Raw genomic sequence first — 19216 nt, 5'->3', positions numbered from 1 at the left:
CACTCCCCAACCGACGCCACCCCACGCCCGGGGCCGCGCGCCGGCGCCACCGGATCGCTCAGACCCGCGTCCGGTGGAAGTTCATGAAGGAGCGCGACGGGGTGGGCCCGCGCTGCCCCTGGTACCGCGACCCGTACCGCGCGGAGCCGTACGGGTGCTCGGCCGGCGAGGCCAGCCGGAACATGCACAGCTGGCCGATCTTCATCCCCGGCCACAGCTTGATCGGCAGCGTCGCGACGTTCGACAGCTCCAGCGTCACGTGCCCGGAGAAGCCCGGGTCGATGAAGCCGGCGGTCGAGTGCGTCAGCAGCCCCAGCCGCCCCAGGCTCGACTTCCCCTCCAGCCGCGAGGCGAGGTCGTCGGGGAGCGTCACCACCTCGTACGTCGAGGCCAGCACGAACTCACCGGGGTGCAGGATGAACGCCTCGTCCCCGGCCGGCACCACCTCGCGCGTCAGGTCGCTCTGCTCGACGGCGGGGTCGATGTGCGGATACCGGTGGTTCTCGAACACCCGAAAGTAGCGGTCCAGCCGCACGTCGATGCTCGACGGCTGCACCATCTGGTCGTCGTACGGATCGATCCGCACCCGGCCGGAGTCGATCTCGGCCCGGATGTCCTTGTCAGAGAGAAGCACGCCACGAGGATACGCGGACAAACAGACGTCAAGGGCCCGACCCAACCGGGCCGGGCCCCGCACTGAACGAGAGCTACCGCTTTTCCCCCACCACAGGAACCGCGTGCCGAAGCCGGGCACACCGCGGACAGCGCAACAAGCGTCCGGGCCCAAGGCGATCGGCCGTCAGGTTCTGCATCGGGAACGAAGCGGTGCTGAACACGTGCCCCTCGGCACAACGGACGACGGTGCGCTCCATCGGTCCCCTTCCCCAACTACGTGAACGACAAAAGCCACATTAGGGGATAGAACAGGCGCCTCCGAATCCGGCACTCCGCGCCCCCACCGTACGCCTCAACTCCCGCCCCCCACGTCCACATCCCCCACCCCACCCGCCACACCCCCAGCCCCACACCCCACACAACGAGAAGACCCCACGGCCAACGCGCCGGGGGTCCGTCGGAAGTCAGCGATGGGGTAGAGTGAACGCGACGCGAGGCCCACTCGAAAGCACGATCGGGCCCGTTTTCGCGGGTGTAGTTTAATGGTAGAACATGAGCTTCCCAAGCTCAGAGCGCGAGTTCGATTCTCGTCACCCGCTCCACAGCAAACCCCCAGGTCGGAGACCCGGGGGTTGTTTGTTGTCTAGACCTCTCGGGGCTCACGTGCCATTCACGTGCCATAGACGACCTCATGACGCGTCAGGGCAAAGGTGATCCAGATCGCGCGTCATCGGAACAGCACCCCAGCCGATATTTGGTTTAGCTCCGCTTCGCGAACTAAGGCCCGTGCCGACGTCGGCACGGGCCCCGGCAGAAGCTGGGCACGAAGCATGCGCTGATGCCCGCTCCGCTATGCGTGCGAATGGGTGATGATGGCGCCGTGATCGTGGACCTGAGTAACTACGAGCTGGTGTGGCCGACATCGCTGTTCGTGTCGGAGGGGGAACGCATCCTGAGGACCAAGGGCTCCCGCACCTCGTGGGAGAACCGCGTGGAGTGGCTCCTGACCGAGGCCCTCGTCGGATCGACAGCCGTGACAGACTTCCAAGGAGTCGAGGCCCCCCGCAGCGGCTGGGAATCCGCGCAGGACACGTGGCACAGGGAAGACACCCGAGAGGGCTGGTTCTCGGAGCTTGTAAGCCGTGCTTCGGAGATCAGGCCCGCGCTCGCGCCCCGGCCGTACTGGCCTCAGCGGCATGGACGCGGCTTGTTTGTCGACGGGAGCACCGCCCGAGATGCCCGCCGTGACTTCGCACGGATCGTCGCCGACTTCGCGGACAACGGCTACCTGGTCGAGCAGTTCGGCGAGGAGTGCATCGATGGACCGGACGACCTGCCCAACCCCTCCGCGCTCATCGAACGGCGGCTAGGGATTCCAGACCTGTGGCCGTTGGCTCCAACCGCCTGGGACGAGGACACCTTCTACGGTCTCATCGAGCTCTTTCACGACCTTGTCAGCCGTCCCCGCTTGCGGAGCTTCCATTCCTACGGTGGGTGCGGCTGGCATCATTCGGAGTTTTACAACGGGCCAGCCCGAATTCTCTACCGCGCGAAGATCAACGAACTGCTGCGCCAAGCCGGAGTCGAGTACGAGCTCGCCACTGAAGGGGAAGACCTAGGCCGACTCGTCGCAGTCATCGACGACGCACGCAGCCAGCTGGTGCACCAGGTCCTCAACGACAGCCCTCCTGCCGTCACCGACCGCGTCCGGCACTCCATCGCACTCTTCCGCGCCCGCGACGCCTCTCTGGAGAGCAAGCGGTCGGCCATCGTTGCTGCCGTCGGCATTCTGGAGGAACGCCGCGCGCTTATCCGCGAGGACCTCGGGAAGCCAGACGAAGGGGCCTTGTTCGAGATCGCCAACAGATTCGGCCTACGCCACCGACGCGCAGACCAACTCACCGACTACGACGACGCCTTCCTCGACTGGATCTTCTGGTGGTACCTCGCCACCATCGAGCTCACCAACAAGCTGATCGAAGCAGCGCAACCCTCGAAGCCTGACACCGGATCTGAGCCTCCCTTCTGACAGGAAGCAGCAGGTGGAGGTCCGCTCTGGACCTCCACCTGCCACTGTCACCGCAATCGTGCGGCTCCGCCGGAACCTGCAGGCGGAGCCGGAATCCCCTGGGCCGCAGGGGCTGCGCCTAGGCCCCGGCCCGCCGCGCGCCGTCGGCGAACGTCGGCGTCGATGTCGTCGGCGAGCTTGCGCTGGTGGACCTTGGTGGAGTGCTGGTAGATCAACTGGGCACGTTCCGAGGACTGGCCGGCGCGGACCCTGAGGTCCTTGAGCTTGGCGCCGGTGTCGGCGGCGAGGGTGTTGCCGGTGTGCCGGAGATCGTAGAAGCGGAACTCCTTCGGCATGCCGACCGCGTCTCGGACCTTGCGCCACTTCCGGCCGAAGGTGGTGCCCCGGAGGGCGGCGCCCCTCTCGCCCACGAAGACGAGGCCATCGGGCCCATCCTGGGTGAACCACTCCAGGTGCCGACGGACATCGAGGAGGATGAAGCCGGGCAACATGATTTCCCGTTTGCTCGCTCGGGACTTGGGGTCGCCGATCACCCGGCGGCCCGTGTTCAACTCCGGAGCGGCCCGCCGGACCCGCACGGAGCCAGCGTCGAGGTCCATGTCAGAGCGGCGCAGTTCGGCCAGCTCCTCCGGTCGCATGGAGGCGAAGGCGCCGAGTAGGACCATCAGCCGCCAGCGGATGCCGATGGCCTCGGCCAGGGCGAAGACTTGCTCAACGGTAGCCACCAGTCGCTCGTCCGCGTCCTCACGGCCCGCCCCACGGATGAAGCAGGGGTTCCTGCGGATCAGGTCGTCCTCGACGGCCGTCTGCATGATGGCCTTCAGGAGGCGGTACGACTTGGCGGTCGTAGTGGCGCCGGTCGCCGGTCGCCGTTCTGCGCGCCAGGTCCTGACCTGGGCTGGGCTGATGGCGTTGACGTACTGCCCAAGATCCGCCAGCACATCGCCACCACCGGGCCTGAACCGGTCGCCGCCCCATCGGCCGACCTCTGGCACTGGGCCACCGCCGCCACCAAGCGCATCCCCCACCACCTCACCCACAGCAGCAACCCCATCGCCCAAGGCCAACTCGTCGCCCTCGGCGGAGCACTCGACATCCTGCCCCTCACCGCGCCCACCGCGGCGAAGAAGGAACTCGAACGGGCCGCCGGCGCCTTCGAGCGCGCCACCCGCTCCCGTATCACCGCCGGCGTCGACAGTGCCCGCGTCCTGCGCCGCAGCGTTCAGGCAGTCCTGCGCACCCCCTTCGCGACACACGACGGCGCCGGGCTGGCCATGCTCCTCGAAGCCACCCTCATCGCCGTGGCCTTCGCCCGGCACTGGCACCGCGCTCACCAGCACGCCCAGCAGGAAGGAGCGGCCCAGCAAACCCTCATCCACCTCTAGGCCGCCTACACCCACGTCGCTGTCCCGGACCTGAACGACCTCGTCCGCCGCGCCCCCAACATCCCGACCAAGCAGCGCTACGCCCGCCACCTCCAGCAGGCCGTCCCCGATCATGCCGACCGCATCCTCCGGGACCCGGCATGGGACGCCCTCGCCGCCGTCCTCGGCAACGCGGAGACAGCCGGCCACAACCCGTCCGCCCTCCTCGACCAGGCACTCCACCAACGCACCCTGGACGACGCCCACGCCCCCGCCCGGGACCTGACCTGGCGCATCCACCGCCTCGGCCAACGCCACGCACCCAGCCCCCGCGCCCAGGCAGCCATGGCCCGCAGTGCCACACGCCGCCCCGCCACTCCAACCCACCCACCGACGGCCGGACCGGTCAGTGTGCAGCCGCCACCACCCGCGCGTCGGCGTTGATCAGTCGACCTGGAAGCACAGGGCAGAGTCGTCGGTCCTCCCACAGCCGCACGCGCAAGCTGTGTCCTGGGTACCCTGTTGGTGACGAACTCTGCACGGACAGATCAGCGCATCCCGCGCCGACGCCCGGGGGCCGGGGGCACCTGGCGTCGGAGGCACGGTGTCCGGGAATCCGCGCTGTGCAACAAGGCCATCCGTCACTGTTCGTAGGCCCACACTCTGCCGGTGTGGCGGTACTGCTCGACGGGGATGGGGGCAATGCCGGTGCGCATCCGCGCGGTGTAGAGCAGGCCGTCCAGGTGGTCGATCTCGTGGTGGATCAGGCGGGCGAGTCCGCGTTCGTAGGCGGTGGTCACCACCTGTCCGTCCAGGGCCGTGGTCTCCACGGTGATCCGAAGAGGGCGGGGGACCAGGCCGCGGACATCGAAGAACGACAGGCAGCCCTCGTACTGCTCGTCCGTTTCGCTGGAGCGGTCGGTGATACGGGGGTTCAGCAGGACGATGGCAGAGGTGTCGCCGGGAGGCTGGACCACGGCGGCGGCCCTGCCGATCCCGATCTGAGGGGCCGCAAGGCCCATGCCCTTGGCGAAGGGGTGGACCTGCCCGATCCTCTCCATGGCGGCGAGCATGTGCTCGACGACCTGCTCTGCCGCCTCGGGCTCGGCCGGCAGATCGAAGGCGCGAGCGGGCTCGGCGAGGATCGGAGCCCCGTCCTGCACGACACCGAGGTCTCGCATCTGCTCGCTGGGCCGCACCTGGTTCACGTGAACTCCCTTTGATTCATGTCCCGTTCGGTTCGGCCTCGGAACCGCCATTCCAGACGGTACCGGGCGTGCAGTGCGGGTGTGGAGGTGCTCCAGGAGAAGATCCGCATCCCGTTCTCCTCCCGCTGTATCGGGGCCGTCCGCAGTGGTACGGCCTCGGCAGTCATGGAGGTCTCGGTGCCCCACACGGCGGGGTCGAGGGCGGTGGGGAAGGCGAGTTCGACCGCCAGGTGCTCGGTGGGGAGGCGGACGGCGCGCTGGAACCAGCGGCCCCACTTCTCGTCGCCCACCGAGTAGGCGTACTCGATCCAGACCGACTCGCCGGGGTAGAGGGGGAAGCGGCCCTCGCTGTTCTCGAACGCCAGCCACACCTCCTTGAAGGCATCGCGGTCGTGCTTGGCCTGCCAGCGCATCGCCTCGCCGCGGCAGGTCGCTGTCAGGGCGAGTTCGTCCCAGGTCAACGGGTGTTCGCGATAGTGGGCGTTGGAGCGTTCGGGCTCGCCGGGGTAGCGGTCGACGCTGATACGGATCAGGTAGCGGCTGATCGGTTCGCTGCCGGTGTTCCGCAGCAGGCGGCGCATCGTCAGCCGGTAGTGGCTGCCGTCGTAGTCCAGGCGGGCCGCGTCGTGCTCGACGACGATCGCCGAGCCGGTCGCATACGGCTGCTCGGCCCTTCGGGGAGCCGGGGTCGGCGGCACCGGGGCGGTACGAGCCTTGGAGCCATCGCTTCCAGATGGCCTTGCCCGCGTTCAGAGCCTCCTCCGCGCGCAGCGCGAAATCCTCCGTCGGCTTGTGCCGGCCCGACTCGACGTGACTGACGTAGGACGGATCAAAACCCATCCGTCTGGCTAACTCCCGCTTGGCGAGGCCGCGCACTTCGCGCCAGTGGGCCACGTCCGCCGCGAACGCCTCAGCCGCTTGCTCGACCGTCAAGGCATCGTCCCGCGCGTCCATCGAAGCCCCCGCCCCGGCTGCCGGATGAGATGAATGAACCGTGAGTGATCTCGATTCACCATTCTGTCACGGTCGCGATCGTCGGTTTCCTTCCCTACACCGGCCCGGGTCGATCCCCGGCCCCAAGAAGGAGGGTCACAGCGATGCGCATGCTGTATCTGCTCAACGTCTCCAACTCCAGTCAACTGGCCGCTGATTCCGGCTTCACCTTCGCCGACCTGCTCGCCTCGGCCCTGACCGACGCCGGGGTGGAGGTGACCGTGGCCTCCCCCGTCCCAGTCGGCGACCCCCGCGTGCACTTCGCGCTCACCACCTCGCCGCCCACCAAGTACCGGGCCCGCTTCGCGCCCGACATGGACGCCCTGGTCGCCTTGTTCCGCGAGCGGCGGCCCGAGGTGGTGGTGGCCAACCAGATCGAGGCCGCGCCCGCGATCCGAGCCGCGCTCCTGGAAGCCGAGGTGGACGCACGGATCGCGGGCTACTGCCACTATCTGCCGTTCTCCTTCGCCGACACGGACACGGACACTGTGGAGCTGGACCCGGCGATGGACGACAGCGGCCTCGGCCGGAGCGTGCTGCTGGCCTTCGCCGGCGGCCTCGCGGCCTGTGACCGCGTCCTGGTCCACTCCTCCACCGCCGCCTCGTGGACCACGGCGGCAGCCGCCCGCTCCGGCGTCGACCTCGGCGACAAACTGCACATCGTCCCCGCTCCCAGGGACGTACGGCTGGTGCGCGACCCGGCCGACATCGTCCCGCCCGAGGGCCGGGCCACCGGCATGTACAACCACCGCCTGTACGCGCACTACGGCACCGCCCGCTTCACCGGGCTCGCCCGCCGTCTCGTCGCCGACGCCCCGGTGAGGCTCACGGTGATGGACCTGTTCGGCACCCGCAGCCCGGAGCGCGTCCGCCTGGACCCCAGCCCCGAACGGCACCTGGAAGAGCTCGCGACCACGGACGGCGTCACCATCGCCTCCGACCGGGGCGACCGCGTCCGCTACCGCGACCTGCTGGCCGGCGCTCACTTCGGCATCGCCCCCTTCCGGCCCGGCTGCCCCTGGTCCATGTCGGTGATCGACTGCCAGACCATGGGCCTGCCCGTGATCGGCCCACGCACCGGATGGCTGGCCGAGCACATCGACAACGAGTTGCTGTTCGACACCGACGAGCAGGCCGTCCGGATCGCCACCCGCCTCGCCACGGATCCCGAGTTCTACCTCCTGCACGCCAAGCGCGCCCACGCCTCCACCACCGACCTCGCGCCTGCCACTGTGGCCGCCCGCTACCTGGAGGCGATCCGGTGACCGGCTTCGACGCGGTCCAGCTGTCGTACGACGAACCGCGGGTAGCGACCCTGCACACCCGGCTCGAACGCGCCCTGGGCCGGCAGGTCAAGCGGCTGCACGGGGTGCACGGGATGCGCCGGGCCTACCGGCTCACCGCCGAGCTCGTGGACACCGAGATGTTCTTCCTCGCCGACGGCGACTTCGACATCGACCTGCGGTTCGACGCCGACGTGGAGCCGCTCGCCGACGGGGTGGCGATGCGGGTGTGGCAGGCGGTCAACCCGGTCAACGGCCTGACCTACGGCTACGGCGGCCTCAAGCTGATCCGCCGCACGGCCCTGCGGGAGATGGGCGAGGCCGTCGACGTCCTCGCCGCCCTGCCCGGCCACGTGGAGTTCTGCCCGCGCCCGGCCGGGGTGACCCGGTTCAACCAGAGCCCGTACCTGGCGTGGAAGGCCGGCTTTCGCGAGTGCGCGATGCTCGCGCGCGGCAGCGAGTACGGCATGAACGATCAAGGCGCGCAGGCCCGGACAGAGGCGTGGACGGCCAGCAGTAGCGGTGAGTTCGCCGCACAGGCGGCAGCAGGTGCTCGCGACGGCGTCATCTTCGCTCGCGAGGCCGCCCGCACCCCGAAAGAGTTCGAGCTGCTCAACGACCCGGGCCGACTGCGCGCCCATCACGCCCGCCTGTACCCGTTCGAGGCGGCCACTTCGTGACCACCTCCCCGCTCGTCCTGATCGAGCCGTACGCGCACCAGGGCGGTGGGCATCACCAGCGCACGCTGGCCGCGCTCGCCGCCGCGCAGCCGGAATGCCTGGTCGTGGCCCCTGAAGGACTGGGCGACGACCTGGGTCCGCTGGTGCGGTCCGGGGCCCGGATCGCCGCCGGGCCGGCCGGGCCGGCGGCCAAGATCCTGCTGGCCAGCGCGCGGGCGGCTGAGCATGTCTCGGCTGCCGGTCAGCGGGCCTTCGCTTCCCGGAGCTGGCTGCGGGGAGTCCGCAGGCTCCCGCACCAGGCCACGCTCCTCGCCCGGTGTCTTGCGGAGGCCGCGTGCCTTCGCACCGCGCGCCGTCTCGCCCCGCGAGCGTCGGCCGTGGTGATCCTCAGTGCGAGCGAGGCCCTGCATGGTGCTGCTGCCCTGCTCGGCGGGGTGCCGCACCTGCGGTTCGTCCACGAGGTGGTCACCACCGAGGACCGTCCGGTCCGATGGATGGGCAGGCTCGCCCGCAGAGGTGAGAAGCGGGTGATCGCGCTGTGCCCGACCGCCGACGTCCGCGACCAGGTCGCAGCGCGCTTCCCACACCTGCGCGGTGAGGTGCGGCCGTTCGCGGTCGACGACGGACGACGCCTGACCGACGCCGAGCGCGACGGCGCCCACGCTGCCTTCACCATCTCCGCCGGCGCGAGGGCGGTGTGTCTGGTCGGCGGCTGGTGGCCGTACAAGGACATCGCCACCGTCGATACCGCCCTCGCCCGCCTTGCCGCCCCGCTGCACGTCCTGGTGTGTGGTACCCCGCTGGACAACGCCGTCCTCGACCGCTGGCACCGGCTGCCGCACGTCCACCTTCACACTGTGCCCGGCCCGGTGGCCGACGAGGTTCTGCGGCTCGTCTACGCCGCCGCCGACGCGGCCGTCGTCGCCCGCAAGCCCGGGGTGGGCAAGGAGTCGGGGCTGGTCATGGACGCCGTACGGCTCGGGGTCCCGCTGATTGTCTCCGCGCACGACCGCGAGCTGTCCGCCCGGCTGACCGGTCAGCCGTGGGTCCGGCTGTTCCCGGCCGAAGACCCAGATGCCCTCGCCGAGACGCTGGACAAACTCACGGCCGAGGCGCCCGCCCGGCCGGGGCCGACAGCGCCCGCAGCGCTGGACATGTACCCGGCGGCTGAGCAGGCCGCCTTCCTCACCGACACGTACGCCCGCCTCCACCTGACCAAGGAGCGCTGATGATGTTCGTCCCTCCCGCCCTAGTAGCAGTCATCGGCCCGGTCGAGCCGGCCCTGCTGGCCGCCTGGACCACTCACTACCGCCGGCTCGGCATCGAGCGGTTCCACCTCGCCTTCCACTTCCCCGACCACGTCCCGGACGCCTGGCGGCACCAGCTGATCGCGGCCTGCCGCGACCTCGGCATCGCTCCCACCCGGATCAGCACGGGCCCCTGGCACGAGCACACAAACACCCAGCTCCGCGACACCCTGCGTGAGCAGGCCGGATCCGGCTGGCACCTGCTCGCCGACTCGGACGAGTTCCAGACCTACCCCGCCCCGCTCACCGACGTCCTCACTCAGGCCGAGGACGCCGGGCAGGCGGTGGTCGGCGGGCTGATGCTCGACCGCGTCACGAACGACGGCCGCCTGGCCATGTGGCGCCCGGAAACCGGCCTTGACCGGACCTTCCCGCTCGGCGGACACCTCACCCGCCGGCTCCTCCAGGGAGACCCACGCAAGATCGTTCTTGCCCACTCCTCGGTGACCGTCGCGTCCGGCAACCACCGGGCCCCGGGCCACAAGCCCGACCCGGACGCGCTCGCGTGCGTGCACCACTTCAAATGGCGCGCCGGCGTCCTGGACGACCTGCGTCGCAGGGTCGAGCGGTTCACCTTCGGCGAGTGGGCCGAGCACACTCCGGCCATCCGCAACGAGGCGTCCCGCCTGCTGCGGCACATCGACCACCACCACGGCCGGATCGACATCTCCGACCCCCGCCTGGCCTTCCGCCACGTCACCCTCGACCGTCTGCCGGACGGTTGGGCCCACGAAGCCGCCCAATTCGCCACCGCCTGGCGGCCTCCGGCGCCTCAGAACCAGCCGGGTTCCACGATCTCCTCGCCCTCGCCCTGAGGTGCCTCGAAGCGGGCGAAGAAGTCGCCCAGGGCCTCCGGGGTCACCAGTAGGGCGTTTGCGCCTCCGCGCGCGTTACGCTCCGCCAGCCTGCGCAGCAGCTCGTCGCGCTCCACCGGGAAGTACAGCAGCCGCCACCGGCCGCCGGCGGCCTCCACCAGTTCCTTCATCTCCTCGCGGTCCTTGCGCGGCCACAGCCCGTGGTCCCAGACCACGTCCCGGCCCTCCGCGACCAACTCGGCCAGACGCCGGTGCAGCTCGGCGATGACCGGCGTCTCCTTCTCGAAGTACGTGTTCTCCGGGTAGTCAACGCCGTACCGGCCGTACCGCTCGTAGACGACCTCGTCCACCGACAGCCGCACCGCCCCCTTGGGCTCCAGCACCCTCTGGGCGTAGGTCGTCTTCCCCGAGCCGGTGAGCCCGACCAGCAGATACACCACCGCAGCACCGGTCACAGCCACGACCAACCCCCCTTCAGGAACAGCAGCGTTCTCTCGCCAGTCTGTCACCACAGGCCGCCCCGGTGGCGCCGTTCCCGGACCGCCGTACGAAGAAGTCGCCCATGCCCGCCTCCGCCCTCGCCCGCGCACTACGGACCTACGTCCACCACGCCCCCGGCACCCTCGGCAAGGCCCGGCTCGTCGGCCGCTTCCTCGACAGGCACCCGCGCACCTGCCCCCAGGCCGTGTGCCGACCGCAGCCACCCGTCCTGTGCACCGAGGTCTCGAAGGACATGACCGACCTGGTCTTCTCTCGCACCGACGTTGAACGCCCCACGACCGGGCGCTGAAGGCCAGCCCCACGTTCCGGGCGGCGGGGGAGGAGCTCCGAGCCTGCCGCCCGGACCTCCGACCGACACCACCTTTCGGCACGTCTCCACGGATTGGGCACCGCGATGAACACCAGCGTGATGAACAGCCGCAACGCAGTCTGCGTGATCGTCCACGACAAGGACACCGACACGATCGCCGCCGTGCACTACGCCGCCCGCAACTGGTGCCCGCAGCCGGCCTGGACCCTCCCCGGCGGCAAGGCTGAACCCGGCGAAGCCCTCGACGAGGCCGCCGCTCGCGAACTCAAGGAGGAGACCGGTCTCCTCGTCAACCCGACCGACCTCGCCCTCGTCCACGTCGTCCACATCGCCCAGGGCTGGGACCAGGGCGGCCAGCTCATCGTCTTCGTCTTCGCCACCGCCACCTGGGCCGGCGAACTGACCAACACCGAGCCTGACAAGCACCTGGCGGCCCGATGGGTCGCCGTGAACCGCCTGCCCGAGCCCGCGTTCCCGACTACCGTGCAGGCCCTGACGGCGTACCGGAACGCAGGACCCGCATTCTCCCGATACGGGTGGTCACCCACTGCTGTGCGCAGTGGGTGACCGGCCGAGACAGCACCGAGCGCCACGAGAGCGTGCCACAACGTGCCAGGAGAGGCGGTGACCAGCGGTCAACACCAGGGCACCAGAACCAGCGGACACCGCTCGAACCTGGGCCGTTCCAGCAGGTCAGAGGCCAAGTAGGGGCCTGAGTGCCGGGTGATTCCCAAGCTCAGAGCGCGAGTTCGATTCTCGTCACCCGCTCTTTTCCGAAGCCCCAGGCCGCTGGCCCGGGGCTTTGCTGTCGTCTGGACCAGCCAGGCGCCGCCGCGCCCGCTCCACACCCGACGTGCCCGTCGACTTCCTCCAGCCGCCCCACCCTGCGAGCATGTATGTCAACTATGATAGTTGCTATATGCTTCAGCATATGGAGACGAAGACGTACACAACCATCGACCTACGCAAGGGGATGGGCGAGATCCTGGACCGGACCCGGATCGCCGGCGAGGCCGCCGCCATCACCCGCAAGGGAAAGACGGTCGCCTACCTGGTGCCGGCCGAGTGGTTCGAGCAGATGGCCCGCGAGCACGAGGACCGACACGAGGCGGCCTGACCGCCCCCCACGCCAAGGAGCACGAACCATGCCCGCCCACGCACTCCACTTCGATGGGTACGAGGGGGAACCTCTGCGGTTGCCGCCCATGCCCGAACACACGCCGCAAGCACTTCGGTTGGCGATTCAGGAACACACTCCGCACCTCCTCCCGGACTTTGAGGCGCACTGGAAGCGCGTCATCGGCGACGCCTTCAACATCACGCCCGTGCCCGCCTTCATGCGCCTGTGGTGGACGCAGTACGCCATCGCGCGGAATCCCGTCCTCGACTCACACCTTCGCGAACTCGAAGCCCGCGCCGCCAAGTCCGACGACCCCGAGGAGTCCCTCCGGCTTCTGGAGGAGTACAGCCGCCTCCGGCACGAAGCCGCTGAGAGGAAGCCCGGAGAGTGATCGACGAACCACTCCGACCGCCTTGGCAAATGGACTGGACGAAGCAGGCGCAGCACGACTTCCAGAACATGCCCGCCGAAGGCAGTGACCTGATCATGAGTGCCCGTGCGGAACTGGTCGCGGCCGAAGACCCGTACTTCCGGGGGATCGACGCCGATGCCTCGCTCCCACACTGGATGACCGTCCGGCCTCTGGCCTCTACAAGCCCCGGCGGACCCCACATCGTGGACCTGGCCGGCGGGCGCGGCTGGCTCATCTACACCTTCATGCGGCGCCACGCCGATCCCCAGATCGTCGTCACCGAAGCCTTCTGGGCCTGACGTCTGCGCCACGGGAGCGTCTGCGGCACAGGCGGCTCCCGTCCCACTTTCCATCACCCGCTCCAGCACAGAACTCGGACCGGTACCCCACAGTCGACGTGCCCCATCCGTGCCCAGCAGAGCGGACAACAGCGGTCAGATACGGCTCTCAGAGACAGAGGCCCATCCACCTGCCCGCTACAAAACCCCAGTTCAGACCCCTTCTGGCAGCCCGAGCCCCCCCTGATTCGCCCCCTGATTCCCAAGCTCAGAGCGTGAGTTCGCTTCTCGTCGCGCGCTCTCGTCAGGAGCCCCCAGATCGACGGTCTGGGGGTTGTTTGTTGTGTGGCTCGCCCCAGGGCTGGCACGCGTCGGCCGGAGCCGGTCGCCCTCTCCGACGTCCGACACCGACGACATGGCCAAGCTGTGCGACACCCAGCTCCGCGTCGCCGCTCTCTGGCCCGCGGGCCCCCCGGCACACGCGGACCGCCGGGGGTGGTCGCGTCGTCGGGGCGCGTGGCTGTCCGTGCTCGGCGGAGCGGACGGCAGTGGTCGGGGGCGGCTTCCGGGGGACACGGCCGCGCGCGTGCTGGACGTGCGGGAGGGGGCGTGCGCCGCGTATGGGGTGGTGCTGGTGACACCGGGGGGTCGGGGGTGCGCACCCGTGTGCCGCTCGGGGTCGTGCGGGAGGGTTTCTCCCGTGCCCGAACGGCGCACGGGGCACACCCGGACCGCGATCGGCGCGGGTCCACCGAAGTCGAGGAGAGCATGATGATCCGTCAGCGTGGCCGTGTCACCGCCGCCCTATTCTCCGCCGTCGCGCTCGTTGCGGTGAGCGCCCCGGTGGCCGCCGCCGGGGGCACCGGCGGTGCTCGACACGGGGAGCACGGGGGTGGGGCGTCCAGCGTGCGGGAGTGGCTCGACCTGCTCGTGGAGGAGGACGGCGTACCGGGGGCGCTGGCCCACCAGGGGCGCCGGAGCGTCACGGCCGGGACCGCCGAACCGGGCAGCGGCAGGCCGATGGTGGGAGCCGAGGGGCGGTTCCGGATGGGCAGTAACACCAAGGCGTTCACCGCCGTGGCCGTGATGCGCCTGGTGGCGGACGGGAGACTGCGCGTGGACGACCGCGCCGGGCGGTACGTGCCCCAGCTCGCCGACAGCCCGATCACCCTGCGGCAGCTCCTCAAGCAGCGCAGCGGGCTGCCCGACTACGCGGGGCTGGTCGACTGGGAGAAGCCGCTGAGCGACGAGGGTTACCTCGGTCTGGTGCTGCGGGAGGACCCGTTGTTCGAGCCCGGGGCGGAGTGGGGGTACTCCAACACCAACTACCTCGTGCTCGGCATGGTGATCGCCCGCGCCTCCGGTACGGACTACCGCACGTACATCGAGCGCACCGTCCTGGAGCCGCTGGGCCTTGAGGACACGTACTGGCCCGGCCCCGGCGAACTCACCCTGCGGGGACCGCACGCCCGGAACTACGGCATCCACCCGCTCCACCCGGAGCAGGGCCGGACGGATGTGACGGACCTGCCCGCCTACGAGTTCTTCGGGGCCTCCGGTGGTCTCGTGACGACGCCGGGAGACCTGAACGCCTTCTGGGACGGCCTGTTCGGCGGCGCGCTGCTGCCACGCTGGGCGGTGCGGCAGATGACGCACGACACGACGGACGTCGGCGGGCGCGACGTGTACCCCCGGGGCAGCCGGTACGGGTACGGCGTGGCGAGCATCCCGCTGACCTGCGGCGGCCGGTACTGGGGGCACGGCGGCGACCTGCCCGGCGTCTCGGTGGGCGGCGGGCGCGCCACCGACGGGCGCGGCACCGTCACCGTCTACACCACCACCGTGGCGGCCCAGGGCGCCAGGCTCGCTCACCTGCAGGGCGCCGTGGACGCCGCCCTGTGCGGGCGGCGTTGACCCCCGCCGGGTGTGACGGGACCACGGCCCGGTCGGCGCTCGCGCGCACCGCGCCCACCGCCGCCCCCGACCCCCGGTGTCCCCGGCGCACCACCCCGCCCCAGGTGTCCCGGCCGGCCCCGTCGGCGCCCTCGCCCGCCGCCTCATCCGCCCAGCGGGATCTCCGCCACCGGTTCCCAGTCCATGTGCCAGCGGGCCGTGTCGGGGGACAGGGACCAGCGGACGTCCAGGAGGTGGACGCGGTCCACGCGGAGGGGGGCCCGGCGGGAGGCGAGGTCGTTGCGGAGGGCGGTGTTGAGGGGGTCGGAGGAGGCGGTGTCGTGGCTGTAGCCGAGGGACATGTGGGGGCGGCCGCCCTGGTGGCGCAGGGCGGCGTCGCCGCGTACCTCGCGGATGGCGGCGCGGACGCGGTCCGTGACGGCTTCGATCTCGGCGTCGGGCCAGACGTCGAGGACGACGCCGGCGCGGTTGGCGATCGGGGGGCCGAGTTCCGTCGTGAAGGGCCACACGTGCTTCAGGGCGCGTTGGAGCGCGTCGGCCAGGGCGTGCCGGTCCGCCGCGTCGTACTCCGTGGACGGGGCGTCGGCCAGCATGTCCAGGGTCATGTGGAGGAGGCCGGGGCCGGGCTGGTCGGCGGGGAGCTGCGGGTCGATGGGGTAGTCGGCCATCAGGGGGGCGCACGCCCGGGCCAGGGCGAGGAGTTCGTCGTCGCCCTGCTCGCGGGGCACGACGTACACGTGCAGGACCCTCATTCCGTCGACCCACGGGCGTCCTTGGAACCGGGGCACGAACCTCTGCACGAGCGGAACTCCTTCATCGCGTTGTCGGGGAAAGGGTGAGCGGCGTGGGCCGCGGCGGCGCGGCTCTCGGGCGGGCCGGGTCTCAGCCGAGCCGGATCTCCTCGGTGACGTCCCAGGTGTAGTAGCCGCGCTCGGGGTGCTGGCGCTGGGTGACGAGGTGGACCCGGTCGACCGTGAGGGTCACCCGCGCCGGGCGCAGTGCGCGCAGGGCCCGGTTGAGCCGCTGGTCGGGGAAGGCGCGCCGGGCGTAGGCGAGCGTCGCGTGGGCCCAGAACCGTGCTTCGGGTGGCCGCGGGGTGATGCCGGGCACGCGGTGCGCGGCGGCGCGGGCGCGGCGGTTGAGCTCGGCCATCCCGTCCTCCGGGTAGAGGGCGGCGGTGACGGCGGTGACGCCGGGCCAGACGGGGCCGAGCTGGACCGCGAAGGGCCGGGTGCCGGCCAGTTCCGCGCGCAGGGCGGCGCGGAGTCGGTCCTCCTGGTCGGCGTTCACCGGGTGGTGGACGCCCTGCACGGTCGCGTGCAGCCAGTCCCCGGGGGCGACGCCCAGCAGGTCGCCGTGGCCGGCGAGCAGGTCGGCGTGGGCGCGGGCGTACGCGCGGGCCGGCGGGTACGCCCCGAGCGGGACCAGGACGTGGGGGAAGGGGCCGCCGCCCGGCCAGATCCTGTGGGGCGTGAAGAAGGGTTCCAACGACACGCTCCTTGTCCGTGGTGGGGCGGGCGGCCCGCGCGGTGGCGGCCGGGGCGGGGCGTACGGCGCGGCCGCCGCCTGCCGCGCGGGGTCCGGCGCCGGGCCGGTCTCGTGCCCGACCCGGCCGCCCGCCGGCGGCCGGGTCGGCCAGGAGGCCCGGATGGTCGACCCGCCGGGCGGCCCGGTTGGCGGGCGGTGGGGCGGGCGACCAGTCGGGCGGTCGGGGTGCCCGGGCTGCCCGGCCGGTCGGGCGCGGGCGGTGGTCGGGCGGCTAGTCGAGGGCCTCGGTGGAACCGTCGGGATGGATCAGGAGGCGGATATCGCTGCCGTACCGCTCGTCCTGCACGTGTGCCATCGCCGGCCGGCCGAGCTGTTGCGCGCGCTGCTGGAGGATGGAGATGACGACGTTCTGGATGTCCCCGAGAGGGGGCGCGGTGATCGGTACGCCGTCCACGAGGCCGGCGTAGAGCGAGAAGACGCGTACCTGGGCCACCAACGGGTGGGGGGCCGGGTGGTGGATCGGCTCAGTCATGGTGGGCTGCCCCTTCCGAGCTGGGCGAATCGGCGGAAGGTTTCTCCGCGCTGTCCACGCGGAGGTAGGTACCCCGGGCGACGCGGGTCACCTTGCCCGTCCCGACCATGATGGACAGGACGTTGCTGACCGACTTGCCCAGGTCCCGGTAGAGCACGGGCGCGTAGCCGAGCCGGTCGACCAGGGCCCGCAGGACGTCCTTGACCGTGAAGGGTTCCGTGAAGGTGCGGACGACCTTCTCGACGGCGATCCGGATGCTGGTCCGGGACGCCAGGGCCGTGGGGTGTTCGGGGCGCTCGGTCTCCGCCTCCGGCGCCCTGGGCGCCTCGGGGGCGGGGCGCCGGCCCCGGGCCAGGGAGAGCTGGGCCTCCAGGGTCTCCCGCGCTTCCTTGACGGTCGCGATGTCCGAGGCCGTGGCGCCGGGCACCGACACCCTGGACAGCATGGTCATCACGGTCTCGACGCGGGCCAGTACGGCGACGAGGTCGACCACCAGCGGTTCGAGGAACGCCCGCTGGAGCGCGGCGACCGGGTCGGCCTTGGCCGCCGCCACCGAGACCGTGCCCGTCAGGTCGAGCCCGGTGGCCGGCCGCGCCGCCTCCGAGGGGACCATGCGCCGCAGGACGTGCCGCGCGCGGGAGATCTGGCGGACCGTCTCGGGGGTCATCGTGCTCTCGGGGGCGGCGGCGAGCATCAGCGCCAGTTGCTCGACGCCGGCGAGAGCGGGTTCGGCCGAGCCGATGAGCGGCCACAGGATGGCCTTGCGCACGGCCAGGGCCGGGTCGTTGAGGGAGACGGAGATGGCCTCGGCGCTCTCCGGTGGGAGGGGCGCGGGCGTACGGGTGGAGCCGCCGCGCGACTGCTTGGGGATGGCCGCGAGCACGCGCGTGGGGCGCTCGCACGGCTGGGCCCTGGGCTGGCGTACGTCGGAGCAGGCGCCGACGCCCACCGCGATGCCACTGTCCCGGGACAGCCGGTCCTGGAGCGCGTCGAAGGCGTCCAGGACGGCGTCCAGGCCGGGTTCGGGCCGGCTGGCGGTGCGCTCCCGGGCCGCCTGGTCCGCCTGGGCGCGGGCGCTGGCGAGCCGGCGGGCCACCGTGCTGCGGCTGCAACCCAGCCGGACGGCCATCTCCCGCTGGCTGGCGTCGGGCGAGCGCCGACGCTCCGCCAGAACCTCGTTTAGCGCGGAGTGTTCGCTCTCCGGGGCGGACAGGGTGCCGTCGCGCTCACCCACGCCCAGTCGCCGTCGCATCCAGCGGCGGTCGGCCGGTGTGGTGGCGGCGACGTATCCGTCCGTATCGGCGTAGAGCACCGCGTCCTGGAGGCATTCGGCCCACAGCGGGCAGGCCGCGCAGATTTTCCGTGCCTCGGCGGTGAGTGACACGAACGTGCGCCACTCGGTCTCCGAACTCCCGCTTCGTGTGGGGGAATTCTCCATCAGTGGGTGTTGAAACAAGTCCGCACGCTGCCGGCACGGAAGAGTTACCGAGTCTTCTTCTGTCCCTCCGTACAACATGGGACGACGAGCTGTCTGCATGATATTGAGCCCCCGTTGCATTCCTGCATCCGTTGGCACTGTAAGCCAGCGTCCAATAGACCGGAGAGGGGTACTCCGCGATACCGAGGCTTTGGTACGCAACTGGGAACCGCTGATACACAACTGAGACCTTGTCGCCACTGTCGTTCAGCCCCGGGGCCTGCCGAGACCGGCCATCCGTCGAGGGAGCGGCAACCGGCGCAGCAGGCGCCGGGCGAGCTCGACGTTGGCCCGCTCGGGCCGGCTGCGGACCAGCAGCACGAGGACGACGGCGATGAAGCCGCACCACACGGCCACCCCAGGCAGCCAGGCCCCCAGGAAGGCCGCCAACAGCAGGAAGACGTCGACGATCACCACGGTCACGCCACGGCCGCCCGACTGGCGCTGGGGGATCCAGGCGCCCAGCAGGGCCATCCCGGCCAGCGCCCAGAAGCCGAACACCGCCTGCCCGCCGGCGGCCCCCTCGGGTACGCGACGGGCCACGTCAAGCCCCTGCGAGAGCACGCCCGTACAGGCGACGGTGACCACCGTGGAGATCAGCGCCAGGGCGAGCTGCCGGCGCTTGCGCAGCCACCAGGCCACCAGGCCGAGCGCGATGATCACGCAGGTGACGAGGAACGCGCCGCCGCTGGAGGCGGCGAACTGGATGAGCGTGTACGCCCCGGCCAGGCCGAAGACGACCCGGGGCAGCATGCGGCGGGCGAAGTCGTCGCCGCGGTCCTGGCGGAGCACCCTGCCGACCGCGCGGGGGAGCTCGGCGAGGCGCCCGCGTATGCCGCTCTTCGGCGCGTCCGACTGCTTTCCGTCTGTGGCCATCATCCGTTCCTCTG

The 19216-nt window shown here is 71.0% G+C and carries 20 protein-coding genes, 1 tRNA gene and 2 pseudogenes; 12 read left to right on the top strand and 11 right to left on the bottom strand.

The genetic code is table 11. From position 1 onward, the window contains the following. Positions 1 to 58: 58 nt before the first annotated feature. The gene (dcd, locus tag ACFVFR_RS10210) at positions 59 to 634 is read right to left on the bottom strand and encodes a dCTP deaminase (RefSeq protein ID WP_383699455.1); all 576 of its coding nucleotides are present in this window, start codon (positions 632 to 634) and stop codon (positions 59 to 61) included. Between the two features lie 509 nt (positions 635 to 1143). On the opposite strand from dcd, the gene ACFVFR_RS10205 reads away from it, so the two are divergent. Both ACFVFR_RS10205 and ACFVFR_RS10200 read left to right on the top strand, forming a co-directional pair. Further along, positions 1144 to 1217: transfer RNA gene (locus ACFVFR_RS10205), tRNA-Gly, on the top strand. 260 nt (positions 1218 to 1477) lie between these two features. Continuing rightward, on the top strand, positions 1478 to 2644 hold the full coding sequence (locus ACFVFR_RS10200; protein WP_383699453.1) for a hypothetical protein: 1167 nt from the start codon (positions 1478 to 1480) through the stop codon (positions 2642 to 2644). 47 nt (positions 2645 to 2691) lie between these two features. Here the strand turns inward: ACFVFR_RS10200 and ACFVFR_RS10195 are convergent. The 4 genes and pseudogenes from ACFVFR_RS10195 to ACFVFR_RS10180 form a co-directional block, all read right to left on the bottom strand. Continuing rightward, positions 2692 to 3561 (bottom strand): annotated as a pseudogene (locus tag ACFVFR_RS10195) (tyrosine-type recombinase/integrase); the annotation flags it as partial. Between the two features lie 1088 nt (positions 3562 to 4649). Then, on the bottom strand, positions 4650 to 5216 hold the full coding sequence (locus ACFVFR_RS10190; RefSeq protein WP_383699672.1) for a peptide deformylase: 567 nt from the start codon (positions 5214 to 5216) through the stop codon (positions 4650 to 4652). Beyond that, positions 5213 to 5914: an XRE family transcriptional regulator gene (locus ACFVFR_RS10185; protein WP_383699451.1), complete on the bottom strand. Its 702-nt coding sequence runs from the start codon at positions 5912 to 5914 to the stop codon at positions 5213 to 5215. The genes ACFVFR_RS10190 and ACFVFR_RS10185 overlap by 4 nt, the downstream gene beginning before the upstream one ends. Positions 5915 to 6011: 97 nt before the next feature. Beyond that, positions 6012 to 6170, bottom strand: a pseudogene (locus ACFVFR_RS10180) (helix-turn-helix domain-containing protein); the annotation flags it as partial. Positions 6171 to 6313: 143 nt separating this feature from the next. Here ACFVFR_RS10180 and ACFVFR_RS10175 point away from each other — a divergent pair. The 4 genes from ACFVFR_RS10175 to ACFVFR_RS10160 are packed head-to-tail and all read left to right on the top strand — an operon-like array spanning position 6314 to position 10294. After that, positions 6314 to 7474 carry a glycosyltransferase family 1 protein gene (locus ACFVFR_RS10175; RefSeq protein ID WP_383699449.1) on the top strand — a complete coding sequence of 387 codons (1161 nt, stop codon included), beginning with the start codon at positions 6314 to 6316 and terminating at the stop codon, positions 7472 to 7474. Beyond that, positions 7471 to 8172 carry a hypothetical protein gene (locus tag ACFVFR_RS10170; RefSeq protein WP_383699447.1) on the top strand — a complete coding sequence of 234 codons (702 nt, stop codon included), beginning with the start codon at positions 7471 to 7473 and terminating at the stop codon, positions 8170 to 8172. The genes ACFVFR_RS10175 and ACFVFR_RS10170 overlap by 4 nt, the downstream gene beginning before the upstream one ends. Beyond that, entirely contained in the window at positions 8169 to 9401 is a 1233-nt protein-coding gene (locus ACFVFR_RS10165; protein WP_383699446.1) for a glycosyltransferase, read from the top strand. The genes ACFVFR_RS10170 and ACFVFR_RS10165 overlap by 4 nt, the downstream gene beginning before the upstream one ends. Further along, the gene (locus tag ACFVFR_RS10160; protein WP_383699444.1) at positions 9401 to 10294 is read left to right on the top strand and encodes a hypothetical protein; all 894 of its coding nucleotides are present in this window, start codon (positions 9401 to 9403) and stop codon (positions 10292 to 10294) included. Before ACFVFR_RS10165 ends, ACFVFR_RS10160 begins: the two co-directional genes overlap by 1 nt. Here ACFVFR_RS10160 and ACFVFR_RS10155 read toward each other — a convergent pair. Then, positions 10252 to 10755 carry an AAA family ATPase gene (locus ACFVFR_RS10155; protein WP_383699442.1) on the bottom strand — a complete coding sequence of 168 codons (504 nt, stop codon included), beginning with the start codon at positions 10753 to 10755 and terminating at the stop codon, positions 10252 to 10254. The genes ACFVFR_RS10160 and ACFVFR_RS10155 overlap by 43 nt on opposite strands. Before the next feature lie 101 nt (positions 10756 to 10856). On the opposite strand from ACFVFR_RS10155, the gene ACFVFR_RS10150 reads away from it, so the two are divergent. The 6 genes from ACFVFR_RS10150 to ACFVFR_RS10125 all read left to right on the top strand — a co-directional run bounded on the left by ACFVFR_RS10150 (position 10857) and on the right by ACFVFR_RS10125 (position 14829). After that, entirely contained in the window at positions 10857 to 11084 is a 228-nt protein-coding gene (locus ACFVFR_RS10150) for a hypothetical protein (RefSeq protein ID WP_383699440.1), read from the top strand. A gap of 105 nt (positions 11085 to 11189) precedes the next feature. Continuing rightward, positions 11190 to 11672, top strand: coding sequence for an NUDIX domain-containing protein (locus tag ACFVFR_RS10145; RefSeq protein WP_383699438.1), 483 nt, complete (start codon positions 11190 to 11192; stop codon positions 11670 to 11672). A gap of 352 nt (positions 11673 to 12024) precedes the next feature. Then, on the top strand, positions 12025 to 12222 hold the full coding sequence (locus tag ACFVFR_RS10140; protein WP_383699436.1) for a type II toxin-antitoxin system Phd/YefM family antitoxin: 198 nt from the start codon (positions 12025 to 12027) through the stop codon (positions 12220 to 12222). Between the two features lie 28 nt (positions 12223 to 12250). Continuing rightward, positions 12251 to 12616, top strand: coding sequence for a hypothetical protein (locus tag ACFVFR_RS10135; RefSeq protein ID WP_383699434.1), 366 nt, complete (start codon positions 12251 to 12253; stop codon positions 12614 to 12616). Then, on the top strand, positions 12613 to 12936 hold the full coding sequence (locus ACFVFR_RS10130; RefSeq protein ID WP_383699432.1) for a hypothetical protein: 324 nt from the start codon (positions 12613 to 12615) through the stop codon (positions 12934 to 12936). The genes ACFVFR_RS10135 and ACFVFR_RS10130 overlap by 4 nt, the downstream gene beginning before the upstream one ends. Before the next feature lie 750 nt (positions 12937 to 13686). Beyond that, on the top strand, positions 13687 to 14829 hold the full coding sequence (locus ACFVFR_RS10125) for a serine hydrolase domain-containing protein (RefSeq protein WP_383699430.1): 1143 nt from the start codon (positions 13687 to 13689) through the stop codon (positions 14827 to 14829). 143 nt (positions 14830 to 14972) lie between these two features. Here the strand turns inward: ACFVFR_RS10125 and ACFVFR_RS10120 are convergent, their stop codons facing one another. The 5 genes from ACFVFR_RS10120 to ACFVFR_RS10100 all read right to left on the bottom strand — a co-directional run bounded on the left by ACFVFR_RS10120 (position 14973) and on the right by ACFVFR_RS10100 (position 19202). Next, on the bottom strand, positions 14973 to 15629 hold the full coding sequence (locus tag ACFVFR_RS10120) for a 2'-5' RNA ligase family protein (protein ID WP_383699428.1): 657 nt from the start codon (positions 15627 to 15629) through the stop codon (positions 14973 to 14975). An 82-nt stretch (positions 15630 to 15711) separates the two neighbouring features. After that, positions 15712 to 16317 (bottom strand): 2'-5' RNA ligase family protein, encoded by a 606-nt coding sequence (locus ACFVFR_RS10115; protein ID WP_383699426.1) that lies wholly within the window; start codon positions 16315 to 16317, stop codon positions 15712 to 15714. A gap of 271 nt (positions 16318 to 16588) precedes the next feature. Beyond that, on the bottom strand, positions 16589 to 16849 hold the full coding sequence (locus ACFVFR_RS10110) for a hypothetical protein (protein WP_383699424.1): 261 nt from the start codon (positions 16847 to 16849) through the stop codon (positions 16589 to 16591). Beyond that, on the bottom strand, positions 16842 to 18287 hold the full coding sequence (locus ACFVFR_RS10105; RefSeq protein ID WP_383699422.1) for a WhiB family transcriptional regulator: 1446 nt from the start codon (positions 18285 to 18287) through the stop codon (positions 16842 to 16844). The genes ACFVFR_RS10110 and ACFVFR_RS10105 overlap by 8 nt, the downstream gene beginning before the upstream one ends. Before the next feature lie 246 nt (positions 18288 to 18533). Then, on the bottom strand, positions 18534 to 19202 hold the full coding sequence (locus ACFVFR_RS10100; RefSeq protein ID WP_383699420.1) for a hypothetical protein: 669 nt from the start codon (positions 19200 to 19202) through the stop codon (positions 18534 to 18536). Positions 19203 to 19216: the final 14 nt, after the last annotated feature.

The sequence above is a fragment of the Streptomyces sp. NPDC057702 genome (genome assembly GCF_042799315.1).
GTDB lineage: Bacteria > Actinomycetota > Actinomycetes > Streptomycetales > Streptomycetaceae > Streptomyces.
The sequence above is the reverse complement of the archived record's forward strand: the minus strand, read 5'-3'. Positions and strand labels throughout refer to the sequence as shown.